Origin of the sequence: Halanaerobium kushneri (assembly GCF_900156285.1) — a bacterium.
GTDB lineage: Bacteria > Bacillota > Halanaerobiia > Halanaerobiales > Halanaerobiaceae > Halanaerobium > Halanaerobium kushneri.
In genome coordinates this window covers 1-15,993 of record NZ_FTNC01000017.1, presented here as the reverse complement: position 1 = coordinate 15,993, position 15,993 = coordinate 1, and the positions used below count along the sequence as shown (strand labels likewise).

At 32.5% G+C, this 15,993-nt stretch carries 11 protein-coding genes; all 11 read right to left on the bottom strand.

Annotation, left to right across the window (positions count from 1 at the left end; genetic code table 11):
* Window positions 1-136: 136 nt before the first annotated feature.
* Window positions 137-1,753 carry a helix-turn-helix domain-containing protein gene (locus tag BW929_RS10895; protein ID WP_076545521.1) on the bottom strand — a complete coding sequence of 539 codons (1,617 nt, stop codon included), beginning with the start codon at window positions 1,751-1,753 and terminating at the stop codon, window positions 137-139.
* Between the two features lie 42 nt (window positions 1,754-1,795).
* Entirely contained in the window at window positions 1,796-3,649 is a 1,854-nt protein-coding gene (locus BW929_RS10890) for a sensor histidine kinase (RefSeq protein ID WP_084566179.1), read from the bottom strand.
* Window positions 3,650-3,825: 176 nt separating this feature from the next.
* On the bottom strand, window positions 3,826-5,100 hold the full coding sequence (locus BW929_RS10885; RefSeq protein ID WP_200805241.1) for a family 43 glycosylhydrolase: 1,275 nt from the start codon (window positions 5,098-5,100) through the stop codon (window positions 3,826-3,828).
* Window positions 5,101-5,115: 15 nt separating this feature from the next.
* Window positions 5,116-5,952, bottom strand: a complete 837-nt coding sequence (locus BW929_RS10880; RefSeq protein WP_076545520.1) for a carbohydrate ABC transporter permease — start codon at window positions 5,950-5,952, stop codon at window positions 5,116-5,118.
* Window positions 5,952-6,857 carry a carbohydrate ABC transporter permease gene (locus tag BW929_RS10875; protein WP_076545519.1) on the bottom strand — a complete coding sequence of 302 codons (906 nt, stop codon included), beginning with the start codon at window positions 6,855-6,857 and terminating at the stop codon, window positions 5,952-5,954. Before BW929_RS10875 ends, BW929_RS10880 begins: the two co-directional genes overlap by 1 nt.
* 108 nt (window positions 6,858-6,965) lie before the next feature.
* Window positions 6,966-8,240, bottom strand: a complete 1,275-nt coding sequence (locus BW929_RS10870; RefSeq protein WP_076545518.1) for an ABC transporter substrate-binding protein — start codon at window positions 8,238-8,240, stop codon at window positions 6,966-6,968.
* A gap of 153 nt (window positions 8,241-8,393) precedes the next feature.
* Complete coding sequence (locus tag BW929_RS10865) at window positions 8,394-9,908, bottom strand: alpha-L-arabinofuranosidase C-terminal domain-containing protein (protein WP_076545517.1); 1,515 nt, start codon at window positions 9,906-9,908, stop codon at window positions 8,394-8,396.
* A gap of 175 nt (window positions 9,909-10,083) precedes the next feature.
* Window positions 10,084-11,424, bottom strand: a complete 1,341-nt coding sequence (locus BW929_RS10860; RefSeq protein ID WP_076545516.1) for a sn-glycerol-1-phosphate dehydrogenase — start codon at window positions 11,422-11,424, stop codon at window positions 10,084-10,086.
* Between the two features lie 184 nt (window positions 11,425-11,608).
* Window positions 11,609-13,210 carry a xylulokinase gene (locus BW929_RS10855; protein ID WP_076545515.1) on the bottom strand — a complete coding sequence of 534 codons (1,602 nt, stop codon included), beginning with the start codon at window positions 13,208-13,210 and terminating at the stop codon, window positions 11,609-11,611.
* 19 nt (window positions 13,211-13,229) lie between these two features.
* Window positions 13,230-13,922, bottom strand: a complete 693-nt coding sequence (araD, locus tag BW929_RS10850; protein WP_076545514.1) for an L-ribulose-5-phosphate 4-epimerase — start codon at window positions 13,920-13,922, stop codon at window positions 13,230-13,232.
* A 219-nt stretch (window positions 13,923-14,141) separates the two neighbouring features.
* Window positions 14,142-15,638 (bottom strand): L-arabinose isomerase, encoded by a 1,497-nt coding sequence (gene araA / locus BW929_RS10845; RefSeq protein ID WP_076545513.1) that lies wholly within the window; start codon window positions 15,636-15,638, stop codon window positions 14,142-14,144.
* Window positions 15,639-15,993 lie beyond the last annotated feature (355 nt).

The window sequence follows — 15,993 nt, the reverse complement described above, 5'->3', positions numbered from 1 at the left end:
TTCAAGCCTTAAATTAATTCACTATTGTTATTGTTCTATACTCAATCAAAAATTCCTGCAAGAAATTTCAGATTTTTTGCTGTTTTTTAATAAAAAAAAAGAAAAACCACCATTTAAGAGGTAGTTTTTCTAAAATTTATTTCTGGCTTTTTCGCTCATATTCACTTGGTGTCATTCCCTCTGAATCTTTAAATACCTTAAAAAAATAATTATAATTATTAAAACCAACCTGATTAACAATTTCCTTAATATTACTATCTCCAACTTCAATTAATTGTTTAGCATTTTCTATTCTCAGTTGATTTAAGTAATCACTAAACCCCTGTCCACACTCTTCTTTAAATTTCCTACTCAAATATGAGTAACTAACTCCTATTTCAGAAGCAGCTCTGCTTAAAGTAATATCTTTATCATAATTTTTGTTCATATACAATAAGGTTTTATTTATAATATCAGAATAATTATTTTTATTTTTCAATTCAATAATCAAATTATTGTAAATTTCCTCAATCCAGATCTTAAATTCTTTTAGAGTATTGAATTCTTCTAATTTCTGGTATGGATTACCAGTGTTTTTAAAAATCTTTTCCTTCTTTAAATTTTTATCTTTAATTTTACTGTTCACTATATTAATTAAAGAAATAAAAGTCATTTTTACAACTGATAAACCTGGCTTAATTCGATAAATTTTATTAAATATGCTTTCCAATTCCAATTTTAAGGAGCTATAATCTTTTTGATCAATATATTTTTGCAAAGCTTTTTCTGTTTTAATGTCAAGATTAAATTGCTGATTATCAACTCTATTATTTTGATTTTGATAAATTATCATATCTTTACCCTGGTAAAATCTATCTCCCAGAAGTTCTAATATTTCTCGATAGTTTTCGCCTATTTTCAAAGGATCCTTTAGTATATTTCCAACAGCAAAACTGGCAGTAATATTCAAATAATTTTTTAAAGCTGTTTTTATTCTATTTAAAGCTGAAGCAATACTGTTATTAATTTTCAACTCACTATTATCTTTAAATGAAAATAAGAAGAGAAATTTTTTTTCATCTTTTAAAACCGCAAAAGATTTTCCATTTTCTCTAAGAATTTCATCTACCATATTTATAAAAGATCTTTTTAAGTTCATCAACTTTGATTCTGAATATTTCTCCTGCAAAACTTTATAATTATCAAACTGTCCAACTGTAATTACTATATTTTTTAATTCAAAATTTAAAGATAATAATTGTATCTGTCTTTTTAACTCATTTTTATTATTAAAATGACCTCTGATTAGTTTTTCAACAAAATTTTGAACTAAAATTTCTTTTTGATCCATAAAGAAACTTTCTTCAAAAATGTTACTATCTTCTTTTTGATCGCGTTTATTAATTTCTTTCTTTATTTTAGCTAAAACCTGACGTAAATTGTCCTGCCTTAATTCATGTTTTAAAATATAATCTTCTGCACCTGCTTTTAAACTTTGTTTAACATAATCAAATTCCTTATAACCACTGAGAGCAATAGTTTTAAGTTCGGGAAAATTATCTGAAACAAATTGAATAAGATCTGCTCCACTCTGACCCGGCATCTTCATATCAGTAATTAAGATATCAAAGCTTTGCTCAAACAACTTTTCTTTTGCAGCTTCTACGTTTTTAATCTGTTCAGAAATTTGAAATCCTTCTTGATTCCAGTCAATTATATTTTTAAGATGAGTATAATCGAAAATATCATCTTCAACTATCAAAACTTTTAACATTTTAGATATCCTTTCTAAAATAAATTAATATATTTCTTAAGCTTAATCAATCTCAGGCAAAATAATTTTAACTGTAGTAAAATAGCCTTTTAAACTTTCAATTTCAATACCGTACTCACTACCAAAATAATTCTCTATTCTTTCTTTTACATTGTTAATTCCAATCCCAGAAAATTGATCTTTATTTTTTCTTTCCTTATTTAATAAACTATTAATTTCCGTTTCAGAAATACCGATACCATCGTCTGTAATTGTAAAAATAACTCTTTCTTTCTGGCTAAAACCCTTTATTTCTATTAAACCCTGCCCACTTTTTCCACTTATCCCATGGATAATAGAATTTTCTACAACCGGCTGCAGTAAAAATTTAGGGATCTTATAATTCAATAAATCTTTTTCAATCTCAAATTTTACATCAAACTTATTATGCAGTCTAAACTGCTGGATATTAAGATAACTTTTTAAATACTCTATCTCTTTATTTACAGTTATAAAATCTTCTTTATTATTCATGCTTAAATGCAGTAAATTAATAACAGAGGAAAGAAAATTCTCAAGATTATCGGCATTCTGCATATCAGCAAGTAAGCGGGCTGTATTTAAAATATTAGAAAGAAAATGCGGATTAATCTGAGCCTGTAATGCCTTGAATTCTAAATTGTTTTTTTGTTTTTCCTTTTCCTTGACATCCTCAAGCAATTCCTTTAATTCAACTACCATATGATTAAAGTTATTGCTGGCCTCCGATAATTCATCCTGTGCCTGGTAATCCTCTATTTGAACCTCTAAATTACCATCTTCGACCTGATTCATCGCAGAAACCAGTTTGTTTAAAGGATCTGATATACTTTTTGTAAATAAATATGATAAAAAGATTGCTAACATAAAAATAATCAAGCTAACTCCCATAATATCCTTTGCTATTTGACCGGTCTCACGATTTAAATATGAAAAAGGAATGGTACTTACAATAAACCAATCAGTATCCTTGATTGGTGAAAAAGCAACTAAATTTTTATCCTGATTAATATTTAACTCAAAGGTAGTGTTTGTCTGTTTAGAATTTTCATTAATTTTATTAATCAAGTTAAATTCTGGATACTTTTCATTAAAAGCAATATCATTATTCCTTGTCGAAACAACTGTTCCAGCAGAATTAATTATAAAAATCTCAGTTCCTTCGCCCAGATCAATATTTCTATAAACATCAGAAAATAAATTTTCATTAACTCTAATAATAACAGAACCAAGCTGTGTTCCTTTATATAATTCTTTAATTGTCCTCCCGATAATTATTCCATAAGATTTCTCAGGTGTATTTTCGGGATACACTCTGCTTACCTGATGCAGCTCATCTCTAAAATCAACTGCCTTCCAGACAGGAGCTCCATCACTATTTTTTATCTCTGCAAGTAAATTATTTCTAAACTTATCTTTAAAAGTTAAAGTAAATCCTGTATCTCCATAAGCAATAATTTTATCTCCCTGATCAGTAAAGAGCTGAACATCAGAAATATATTCAGAAAAAGAAAATTTTCTCACCATATCGGCCCGCATTCTGTATCTAGCATCATATATTTCCCATTCACTCAGTTGTTCATAATTGCTGAGCGTGTTCTGTACCAGTTCTGAAAATGCTATCTCAATAGTCTGATATTCCATTCTGGTCAATTCTTCTTCAATATTTTTAGCAACCTGATTTACTACTTCAACTGAATATGTATTAATTTTATCGTGAATTGCCTGACTTGATTTCTGATAAGAATAAATACCGGTTACTAACATTGGGAAAAGAGATAGAACTAAAAACAAAACAATTAACCTATTTTGGATATGAGTTTTTCTGAGATAACTATAAATTTTCAATTTTATTTTGATGATTAAATTATTATCCATTTTTATCGCTGCTTTCTCTTTGCATTTAATAATATTATATCATTTTAAAACTGATTAAACAGCTTTTTAGCAAAAAAATTACTTTAAATAACAAAGAACTCTCAGCTGAGAGTTCTTTGTTATAAAGGAGGTCTTATTTTATCATTATTCATTTATACTTAAGCTTATAATTTTAATTATTCAACTGTAATTTCTGCTACAACACCTCTATCCCCCTCAATTTTATAACCTGGAATTCCAAAAACAGGGTTATTATTTTGATCCCAGAAAATTCTCTGTACTCTTGTATGGCGATTGGGATCATAAAGGGGATCACCGTTAATTTTTTTATATGATCTGGCATGATAAACTAGAATGTCATTTCCATTTTCATCAACTGTAAAAGAATTATGACCGGGACCAAATTGCTCAGTAAGTTTACTACTCTTAAAAATAGCTTTATCATATTTTGACCAGGAATCAGGATCTAAAAGATTACTGTCCTGATCAGCAGTTAAAAGACCAACAGAATAATTGGCATCTGTAGCACTTGCAGAATAAGTGATAAATATTTTATTTCCCTTCTTAATAACAGCTGCACCTTCATTTACATTAAAGCCTTTACGCTCCCAGCTGTAAATTGGCTCAGCTATCAGTCTTTGTTTTCCTTCTATTTGCCAGGGGGTTTTTAGTTTTGCAATATATAAATTCGAATCACCATATTTCTTCTGCGCCCAGACTAAATATCTCTGATTTTGATGAGTAAAACTAGTGGCATCAAGAGTAAATTCCTCAAAATTCATTTTAAGTTTACCTTTTTCCTTCCACTCACCCTGGAGTGGATTGGCTGAATCATTTTCCAGCACATATTGTCTAATTGCCCAGATCGCATCAGTTCTGGAAGCAGCAAAATAAATATACCATTTTCCATTTATAAAATGCAGTTCTGGAGCCCAGATATGCTTACTCATTTCTTTTTCCTGATGTTTCCACCAGATAACTTTTTCTTCAGCATCTTTTAATCCTGCAATAGTTTTTGAGCGGCGCAAAATTATTCGATCATATTCTGGATAAGAAGCAGTGAAATAATAATAGCCATCCTGATGTTTATAAATAAATGGATCAGCTCGTTGTTCAATTAAGGGATCCGGATAGTTTTGGATTTTTAATTTCCCCTTGATTTGGTAATTTCCTTTTTCCCGATAAATTAAATCAGCAGTCTCATCCCAAACAACAGGAAACTGAGCTGTAATTCCCTGCTGTAATTCGACCTTTAACTGACTGGGTAAAGTAATTTTTTCTCCTACTTTTACTTTAAGCTTAATTTTTTCCAGATCTTTAATTTTAAAATTCTCTTCCATAATTACCGGGTCAGATGCCAGAGCTGAACTATAAAAGACTAATAACATAGTTAATAATGCCAATCCTATTAGTATATTATTTTGAGACAAAGTTTTAATTTTTAGCTGCAATTTTGACTCTCCTTATTATCCTTTAACTCCTCCAACTGTTAAACCAGAAATAAATGAATTTTGTTTAAACATAAACAGAATTATTATCGGTACAACTGAAATTACTGCCCCGGAAAAAAGCATATCATAACTATTACCATATGGAGTAATTAAAGAAGCAAGACCAATTGGAAGAGTAAAGTTTTCATTTGAACGTAGAACTATTAGCGGCCAGACAAAAGCATTCCAACTAAACATCGCCTGTAAAATGATCATTGCTCCATAAGCCGGTTTCATTAGAGGCATCATAATCTTGAAAAATATTGCAAATTCAGATGCACCATCAATTCTTGCTGCATCAATTAATTCTGTCGGCAGACCAACTGCAAACTGCCGGAAAAAGAAAACTGCAACTGGTGGGACAATAAAGGGCAATATTACCCCGGCATAACTGTCAATTATTTTTAAAGTTATAGATAGTTTATAGAGGGGTAATATTAAAATTTCAATTGGTACCATCATTAAAACTAATACCAGCACAAAGATTAAATTTTTCCCTTTAAACTCATAGACAGCCAGACCATAACCAACCCAGGAACTTAAAAACACTGCTACAGCTGTCTGAATTGTTGTAATTAATACACTATTTTTATACCAGTGAAGATAAATTCCACTTCTTTCTGTAAACAAAGTCTTATAGTTTTGCAAAGACATGATATCAAAATCTATGCTGGCACTGATTCCATTTTTAATAATCTGGTCTCCTGGTTTAAAGGATGAAATTAACATAAAGAAAAATGGTGCCAGAGCAAAAAAGGCAAAAAATGATAAAACTAAAATTATAGCTGTAATTTGAACTTTACTATTTGACATTACTGTTCCTCCTTTTTGAACAATCCAAATATATTGAGCTGAATAATATTAACTACTAATACAATCAATAACAGGGTAATACCAATTGCCGAAGCAAAACCCATATTGAAATTATTAAAACCGGTCTGATAAATATAAGAAACTATTGTCATTCCAATATCATTTGGAGTTGCTGTCTGCCAGTAAGCATAACTTTCTGCAAACATTTTGTAACCTCCAAAAACACTGATTGTTATTACATAAATAATTACCGGTTTTAAAGAAGGAATAGTAATATATTTGAATTTATCCCAGCTGTTTGCCCCATCAATATCTGCAGCTTCGTAAATTTCTTCGGGAATACTCTGCAGTCCTGATAAAAAATAAATTATATTTACTCCCAGCCAGCGCCAGACACATAAAACAACCAGAGCTATCATTGCCGGAATATAGTTTTGCAGCCAGGTAATAGGTTCTAAACCAAAAATACCAATAATTGAGTTAGCCAGAGTTGATGCCTGCTCACCAAAAGCGTATCTAAAAAACATACCTGCTACAATTACAGATGTTAAAGCTGGCATAAAAATTGATGATCTAAAAAAGTTAGTAAATTTTGTTTTATCACTATTTAAAAACACTGCCAAAATAATCGGCAAAGGAACTAAAATTAAAATTGTCCAGAAAGTATAATTGGTACTGGTTAACAATGCATTTTTATAATGTACGTTAAACAATTTTTTATAGTTTGCCAGTCCAATAAACTTTGCTTCCCCAAATCCAATCTCCTGAAAACTCATAATTACTGTTGAAATTATAGGATATAAATAAAATACTAAAAAGACCAAAATAAATGGTGAAACAAAAATATAGGGAGCAACTTTTTTCGAGTTAATGTATTTTTCATAAAAATTTTTAAATATCTGCATAGAAATTCTCCTTAATAAAAGACTAAAAGATCCAACTTAATCATTCAATTTTCTTAAGATTAGAGCCGAACCTTTTAGTCTATTTAATAATTTATTTTAATTAATTAACTACTGTCTTAACTCATCTGCAGCATCTTTTAAAGCTTCGGCAGGTGTTTGACTCTGCTCTTTAATGACTTTGAAAGATACATTCTTTTTCAGCAGATCAATTGCCTGTGGGTATTTTTCTGTAATCATAGTAGGATTAATTTCGTCTTTAATATCTAAAAGCATTCCAAAAATATCTTCATTCTGGAAGTATTCTGTATACTGATTAGGCTCTGACATAACTGGGTCATCCCAGACTTCCCATCTTACAGGATCAAAACCAAGATCAGTCCATAATTTGTGTGATGCCTGTACTGATAACTTTGCTTCAACCAGGAAGTTTTTAGCCAGTTCTTTTTTATCACTCTGAACTGTAACTACAGTACCTGTACCACCCATACCAGCAGATCTGTTTCCACCTTTATCCCAGACTGGTAGAGGTCTAATAGCCATTTTACCTTTTAGGTCAGGCATATACTGAACAAATCTTCCCATATACCAAAGTGGCATCATTAAGGAAGCTGCCCCTTCATCATTCATGAAAGCCCAGTACTCTTCTGAGTGGTGGAATCCACCAGGAGCTGGTACAGCTATTTCGGACTTGTGTACCATGTCATTAATAAATGTTAAAACTCTTTCGTTTTTGTCATTATCTAAAATAACACTGCCATCTTCTGCAAAAATATCAGAACCAATCTGACTGATCATTGGATACAGTGTCCAGTGTTCTGTAACCTCAACTGTAGTCATTGGTTTGTCAAGAGCTGATTTTACTTTTTTACCTGCTTCAACATAATCATCCCAGGTAACAATATTATCAATATCTACACCGGCAGCATCCATCATTTCCATATTATAATACATTACAGTGGCTCCAACATGGAAGGGAATTCCATAATATTTGCCATCTTTGGCATAGTTCTCAAACCTTGCTGTAATCATCTTATCCATAAGTGGATCAACTACATCATTAACAGGCACTAATTGTGGATTACTTCCCTTTAAATAATTAGCAAATTTACTGATTTCAATATCTGCAATATCTGGAGCACCAACACCCGACTGCAGAGCAATCAATAACTTATTATGCATTTGATCATAAGGATAAACTGTTGACTCTAAATTAATTTGATTATCGGGATTATTCTCATTCCAGAGTTCAACCTGTTTTTCAAAAAACTGCTGATGTAATTCCTGAAAAGTCCAGTAAGTAAGAGTTGTAGTCTCAGCCGCAGCAGAAAAAGTAAACATAAGCAGCATTGTTGAAACTAAAAAGATAAGCAAAGATTTTTTCATAATAATTATTCCTCCTATTTTTAATTTTATTAACTTAAGTTAATTTTAAGATAATTTAGATAAATAGTCACTACAATTTTTTTACTTTATACTACAATATTTTTAACTTTTTAGAATTTTAAATTAATCAATTCAATTATTTTGTTATTTAAGCTATTTAAGTTGAATAATATTAACAGAATGAGGTTTTAATTCTAACTTTAAATTACCAGCAAATTCTCCCAAATCTTCCTCAATTATTTTGACCTCATTTTTATCAACATCATTATAAGAATCTTTATTTTCACCACTAATATAAAATAATTTAGCTTCCTTATAGTCAGCAGCAATAGATAGATCTAACAGCTGACCTTCCTGAGGGGCTTTATTTACAGCTGCTATAGCAATTCCCTCTTTATCAGACCATTTGGTAGCAAGTAAATCTAAACTTTCTACTTCAACTTCATTACCTTGTTTATCATTTATTGTCATCTGAGGGAGCTGATCAGTCCAGAGGTCAATAATTGTATCTCCAAGATAATTAACATATAAATCAAATACATGATAGGTAGTTCTTAAAACTATTCCTTGATCATAACTGTAGATACAGCCTCTTGTATTTAAAACTGGTGCAAAATTAGCCATACCAACAATGTCACAATTTCTATTCATTGCATTTAAAAAGCAGGCTGTAAAAACCGCATCTGCCATCGTGTACTGACTGTTATCATCATTTTTATCTCTTGGGTCCAGATAATCTTTTTTATCAACACCCTGTTCTATTGTGTGAACATTAGGATGATGCCAGCTTCTGAGGTTCCATTCATCAAAGGCAATTTTAATCTTTTTATCCAATTTCATTGCTTTTAGCAGTCCTCTAACTTCATCAACTGCATGCCCAACATCTTTAGTAAAAGCCATACACTGTTCATAAGTAGCCAGATCATTCTCTTCCGGCACCATGTCCCAGTATTCATGAATAGAAATCCAGTCCAGAAATTCACCACAATTTTTTAAAAGGTTAACATTCCATTCCAGATCAGAAAGCGCTGCAGCAGAAAGCTCAGTCTCAGGATCAACATGTTTAATCATTTTGGCAGCTTCTCTAACAAGTTTTCCCCACTCGTCAGCTGATTTTGCCCCAATTTCCCAGTGACCATAATTTTCATTGCCAATACTCCAGTATTTAACCTTAAAGGGCTCTGGATTTCCATTTTCTATGCGCCATTTTGCATACTGACCTTCATTTTCTAGATTACAGTATTCTACCCAGTCACTCATTTCTTCTGCTGTTCCAGTTCCAGCATTTGTGCAGATATAAGGTTCACAGCCTATTTTTTCACACATTTTAATATATTCATCTGTTCCAAAAGTATTGGGATCTTCAACCCGCCAGGCTTTATCAAATAAAGGTTTTCTTTCCTTTCCAACTGCATCTTTCCAGTGGTAAGAAGAAACAAAACAGCCACCAGGCCACCTTAAAATGGGGATGTCTATTTTCTTTACTGCTTCGATAATGTCAGTTCGAAATCCATCCTCATCAGAAAGAGGTGATTCAGGATCATAAATTCCGTTATAAATCTGCCTGTGAAAATGTTCTATAAAATGTCCATATATCTTTTTGTCTCTTTTTCCAGATACCCTTTTCGGCTCAACATTAATTTCAACACCTAATTTATCTTTACTCATATATACCCCCTTTTAATTTTATTGACTTAAATTAATTTTAAAATAATTTAGATAGTTTGTATATCAATTTTTTTACCTATTACTACAATATTTATAACTTTTTACGATCAGCTTTATTTAAATAAAAATAGTGCTGGAAAAATGAAGCTCCAGCACTTTTAAATAGTTAATCCATTTATTTATTATTTTCGGCTAATTTTACTTCCAGCTTCTCAATTGCTGCTGCTCCCCATTTGTCAAGCAGCCCTACCTGTCTTAAAAGAGTGGAAATGGTATAACGAAAGCGAATTTCAAAACAGTGATTTACTGCCTTTTTTAGCCAGTCTCGGTTTAAATTTCTAACGTCTTCCCTTTCAAAAAACCCAAAATCATCTAAGATGGTTTCTACACTTAAGAGATAATCTTTAAATTCCTGAATATTATTTTTTATTTCTTCTTCAGCTGATAATAAATCTTCTTTGGAAATCAGATCATGCTCCCAGCGCTGATCTAGGAGTTCTAAGATACCATCGGCTTTATCTAAATAAGCTTCTTTAATTTCTTTTTCCCGAGCTTTTCGATTATGAGTGATTTCAAACTGAGAAAAATCACTTTCTAATAATCTTAGATAATAATCACTGCTAATAAAAGATGCAGTTCCTACTTTAATACCGTGGGTTGGAACATGCTCCTTAGAAATGCCAGCATACATATCAAAAAAGTGAGAAATATGATGTTCTGTACCTGAAGCAGGACGGGAACTCCCAACCATCATCATAGAAATCCCGGAATAAATTAATCCCTTTGTTAAAATTTCTATTCCAGATTTTTTTCTGGCAATAATTTTATCTGAATTATTGATCAGATCATCTAAAACCTCTTCGACTAAATTAAAGGCCTCCTGACAGAAATATTCATCAAATAAAGCCACTCCTAGTTTCCATTCCAATAATGATGAAACTTTACCTAAAAGGTCTCCTAATCCTGATTGAATTAACTTCCAGGGAGCATCTTTTAAAATCTTTAAATCAGCTATGATTAACTCTGGAGGAGTGGTATTATATGTTTGTTTAACTCCATTAACTGTAATTGAAGATACTGAAGATGCATAACCATCCATTGAAGGAGCAGTGGCAAAAATAGAATACGGAAGCTTCATCTTATGAGCTGCATAGGCAGTAAGATCATTTATAGAACCAGATCCACAGGCCAGCACATATCCATCCTCTTCTATTGCAGATATAATTTTAAATAATGCTACCGGTTCTGGAACTAAATGATCATCTGCTTCTCTTTCTTTTAGTAAAATTTCCTGAACTTCAAAATTAGCCTGGACTAGCCTTTCTTTTAACTCAGAACCTGCAGCTTTTTTGGTATTCTGATCCAAAACTAAATAGATTTTATTTTCTTCAGTCAGCTCTTTTAATAAATCGGCAGTTCTAGCTAAAGCATTTTCTTCAATTATTACGTCTTTTATTGGGATCTCATGAGTTCGACCACAGGAACATTTTTTTCCCGACACTTCTTTAATATCCATCTTTATTATTACCTCCCACTTATAAGTTGAAATCAAGCTTTTTTTAAGACTTAAATTATTCTAATTTATATATTAACGATTTATGTAATTTTTCCTGCCTGAAATAAAGTTTTAGCCCCAGCCAATATAAACTGGGGCTAATAATAAATGTTTTTAAGTCAAATCTTAATTGATAGCTGTAAGATTATTTTAAGTTCTCTACAGCAGCTCTTTCAATGGCCAGACCATCTTTATAACGCTGCATAAAGGCTTCAAATCCTTCTACATCTTCTGGATCTGGAGCTATTACTTTCTCATCTTGGTTACTAAAAATATTTTGATTTAAAAATACTTCCAGACTCTGGCTCTCTTCTTTATTTAAATGATAGGATGCCAGGAGAGCAATTCCCCAGGCTCCACCTTCTCCAGCAGTTTCCATAACTGAAACAGGAGCATTAACTGCTGCTGCCATAAATTTCTGAGCTACACCTTCAGTTTTAAATAAGCCACCATGGCCAAGCATTTTGTCAAGTTTAACATTTTCTTCTTTTAAAAGAATATCCATTCCCATCTTCATTGCACCTAAGGCACTCTGAAGATTAACCCGCATAAAATTAGCCAGATTAAAATTATTGTCTGATTCCATTGTAAATAATGGACGTCCTTCTTCAAACCCAGTTATATGTTCACCTGATAAATAACCATAAGCTAAGAGACCTCCACAATCTTTGTCTCCTTCTAATGCTTTATTATATAAAGTCTCATAAAGATTATTTATATCAACTTCAAATCCTAACTCCTCAATAGCCTCTTTAAAAACATTGATCCACTTATCTAAATTAGATGAACAATTATTAGAATGAGCCATTGCTACCAATTTACCGGTAGGAGTCATTACCAGATCAAGTTCGGGATGAGGCTTAGAAAGTTTATCTTCTAAAACTACCATTGCAAAAACTGAAGTTCCTGCAGATACATTACCAGTTCTTGGAGCAACACTATTTGTAGCAACCATACCGGTTTCGGCATCTCCTTCTGGAGGACACATTAAACTTCCAGCTTCTAAATTTCCTGTTGGATCAAGTAGTTTAGCACCTTCCTTAGTCAAAGTTCCTGCATTTTCACCTGCCAGCAGTGGTTCAGGTAAAATTTCATTAATTTCCCAGGGAAGATTATACTCGGAAATTAAATCACTAAATTTCTCCAACATTTTTTGATTATAATTCTTAGTTTTAACATCAACCGGAAACATGCCTGATGCTTCTCCAATTCCAATTACTTTTTCTCCCGATAATTTCCAGTGAATAAAACCTTCGAGAGTTGTTAAAAAATCAATTTCAGAAATATGAGCTTCTTCATTTAAAATTGCATGATATAAATGAGCAATGCTCCAGCGCTGAGGAATTGGATGATTAAATTTTTCAGTTAATTTTCGACTTGCCTCTTCAGTTATATTATTACGCCAGGTTCTAAAAGGAACTAAAAGTTCGCCCTCTTTATTAAAAGGCATATAACCATGCATCATAGCACTAAAACCAATAGAAGCTATCTTTTTTAGCTTCAATCCATATTCTGATTCTATATTTTTAGCCATATCCCTATAACTGGCCTGAAGTCCCTGCCAAATTTCATCTAAACTATAGGTCCAAATTCCGTCCACATAACTATTTTCCCAACTGTGACTTCCGGATGCTATTATCTGATTATCATCTCCATTAAGCAAAACAGCTTTAATCCTGGTTGAACCAAACTCAATTCCCAGAACTGTATTTCCATTTTCTATAGCATTCTGATTAGCTGCAGTCATTGATTTAACCTCCTAAATATCATTTTCCCTGTCCATAATAGGCGTTTTTACCATGTTTTCTTAAAAAATGCTTATCAAGTAATGTCTGATCAATCTCCTGAAGAGCTGGATTTAAATTAACAGCCCGATAAGCCATTTTAGCAACTTCTTCCATCACAACCGCATTATGAACAGCATTTTCTGCATCTGTTCCCCACGAAAACGGACCATGATTATTGACCAGAACTCCCGGACGTTGAGTTGGATCTATATTCTTGAATGTTTCTACTATTACTTTACCTGTATCTCTTTCGTATTCTCCGTTAATCTCTTCTGCCGTCATTTTACGAGTACAAGGAATTTCTCCATAAAAATAATCAGCATGAGTCGTACCAAAAGCAGGAATTCCTTTACCTGCCTGGGCCCAACTGGTAGCCCAGCTAGAATGGGTATGTACAATCCCACCAATTTCTTCAAAGTTTTTATATAAATAAAGATGGGTTGCAGTATCCGAAGATGGCTTTAAATCACCTTCTACTTTTTCCCCATCAAGATCTACCACAACCATATCAGCGGCTGTCATCTGATCATATTCTACTCCACTCGGTTTAATTATAAACAGACCTTTTTCTCTATCTATACCACTGACATTACCCCAGGTATAGGTTACTAATCCTCTTTTTGGTAATTCAAGATTGGCTTTTAAAACTTTTTCTTTAAGTTTTTCTAACATTTTTTTCCCTCCCAAAAGTATCAAATTTCTATAATACTTTTATAATAATTTAAATTCCTCCATATAAACAACTTTTGACAGTTCAAAAGGGGGTACTTTATTATTACTATCAAAAAGCGTTTATATGGAGAGAATTATTAATGAGAAATTTATTTAAATATCTCTTAATAAAGATATTTATTTTATTAGTAATTTTACTTTTTTACACCAACTTCAAATTTACTTCAATTTATAGTAAATATCATTCCATTTTAATTCTTTTTTAAATTCATTTACTTCTGTATCAGCATCAATTGTAAGCAGCTCAATATCTGCTATTTCAGCAAAGTCTCTTAAATGTTCAGTTGTTACAGCTTTTGAAAATCCTGTATGGTGAGCCCCTCCTGCATAAATCCATGATTCAACTGCTTCTCTAAGTGTTGGCTCTGGCTTCCAGAAAACTCTGGCCACAGGTAATTCGGGCATTTCATGTTCAGGAGCTTCAACCTTAACTTCATTAACTATCATTCTAAACCTATTACCCATATCAGTGATTGTGGCATTGACTGCCGGCCCGGAAGCAACATCAAAAACTAATCTTGCTGGATCTTCTTTTCCACCTATTCCTAAAGGATGCATTTCCAGGTTAGCCTTACCATCAGCAATACTTTCACAGACTTCTAACATATGGGCACCAAGAACTTTGGTATCCTTAGGGTCAAGATGATATGTGTAGAATTCCATAAAAGAAGTTCCACCCTCTAGTCCATATCCCATAACCTTCATTGCTCTAACTAAAGCTGAAGTTTTCCAGTCTCCTTCACCACCAAATCCATATCCATCTCTCATCAATCTCTGCACTGCAAGTCCGGGAAGCTGTTTCATACCGTGTAAATCCTCAAAATTTGTAGTAAAACCTTTAAAGTTTCCTTCTTCCAGGAACTTACGTAGTCCAATTTCAATTCTTGCTGATTCTTTTAAAGACTCTTTACCTTCACCTTCCAGCAGTCCTTTTTGCACATTGTACTCCTGTTTATATACTTCTATTAGCTCAGCAATTTCTGCTTCATCAACAGCATCAATATATTCTACTAAGTCACCAATACCATAATAATGAACTTCATAACCAAATTTCATCTGAGCTTCTACCTTATCACCTTCAGTAACAGCAACATTACGCATATTGTCACCGAATCTCACAAATTTCGCTCCCTGTGCATCTGCCCAGGCAGCAGCTGCTCTGGTCCAGACACCAATTCTACGCTGAACTTCTTCATCCTGCCAGTGTCCTGCCACTACTTTACGGTTCTTACCTATTCGGCTGACCATAAAACCGTATTCGCGACCACCATGTGCAGCCTGGTTGGTATTCATAAAGTTCATATCAATCTCATCCCAGGGAATATCCCGATTAAATTGAGTATGCAAATGCAGCAGTGGTTTCTGCATTGCTTTTAAACCTGCAATCCACATTTTAGCAGGTGAAAAAGTATGCATCCAGGTAATAAGACCGATGCACTGATCACTGCTATTAGCCTCCAAAACTACTTTCCTGATCTCTTCTGCAGTGGTTACTACACTTTTAAACTTAATTTCTACTGGAATTTCCCTAGCAGCAGAAAGTCCCTCCGCTATTTTTTTACTATTTTCCTCCACCTCTTTTAAAACACTATCTCCATAAAGATGCTGACTTCCAGTTACAAACCATAATTCCTGTTTTTCAAAGATATTTTTCATTTTTCTCCTCCTTATTACTTTAACTTGAATTCGGCAAGTAAAAAGTTAAAATAGTTCTTTTTAGATTTTTGCCGTTAAAAAATAATTTCAATCTATTAAAATTAAATATTTAGTCTCAATTTAAATAGCCAGTTAAATAAATTGTCCAGCTTCCAGATTTTAGACGCACTTAACTAAACTATGGTTTTCATAGCTTAAAAAATTAGTCTAAACTGTACTGGTGGTTTTAATTTAGCACCACCTTCTTTCTAAAATCTGTTAGTGCTTTTCTAAGATATTTAATTGTTTTTTCCAGCAGTTTATTTGGGGCAAAGCGGATGTGTTTGTACCAGCCGCTGCCGCAGATATTACCTGC

Excerpts from the sequence above, each read along its gene's own strand:
- BW929_RS10895 (WP_076545521.1), bottom strand. The coding sequence starts at position 1,753 with ATGTTAAAAGTTTTGATAGTTGAAGATGATATTTTCGATTATACTCAT.
- BW929_RS10890 (WP_084566179.1), bottom strand. The coding sequence starts at position 3,649 with ATGGATAATAATTTAATCATCAAAATAAAATTGAAAATTTATAGTTAT.
- BW929_RS10880 (WP_076545520.1), bottom strand. The coding sequence starts at position 5,952 with ATGTCAAATAGTAAAGTTCAAATTACAGCTATAATTTTAGTTTTATCA.
- BW929_RS10875 (WP_076545519.1), bottom strand. The coding sequence starts at position 6,857 with ATGCAGATATTTAAAAATTTTTATGAAAAATACATTAACTCGAAAAAA.
- BW929_RS10870 (WP_076545518.1), bottom strand. The coding sequence starts at position 8,240 with ATGAAAAAATCTTTGCTTATCTTTTTAGTTTCAACAATGCTGCTTATG.
- BW929_RS10865 (WP_076545517.1), bottom strand. The coding sequence starts at position 9,908 with ATGAGTAAAGATAAATTAGGTGTTGAAATTAATGTTGAGCCGAAAAGG.
- BW929_RS10860 (WP_076545516.1), bottom strand. The coding sequence starts at position 11,424 with ATGGATATTAAAGAAGTGTCGGGAAAAAAATGTTCCTGTGGTCGAACT.
- BW929_RS10855 (WP_076545515.1), bottom strand. The coding sequence starts at position 13,210 with ATGACTGCAGCTAATCAGAATGCTATAGAAAATGGAAATACAGTTCTG.
- araD (WP_076545514.1), bottom strand. The coding sequence starts at position 13,922 with ATGTTAGAAAAACTTAAAGAAAAAGTTTTAAAAGCCAATCTTGAATTA.
- araA (WP_076545513.1), bottom strand. The coding sequence starts at position 15,638 with ATGAAAAATATCTTTGAAAAACAGGAATTATGGTTTGTAACTGGAAGT.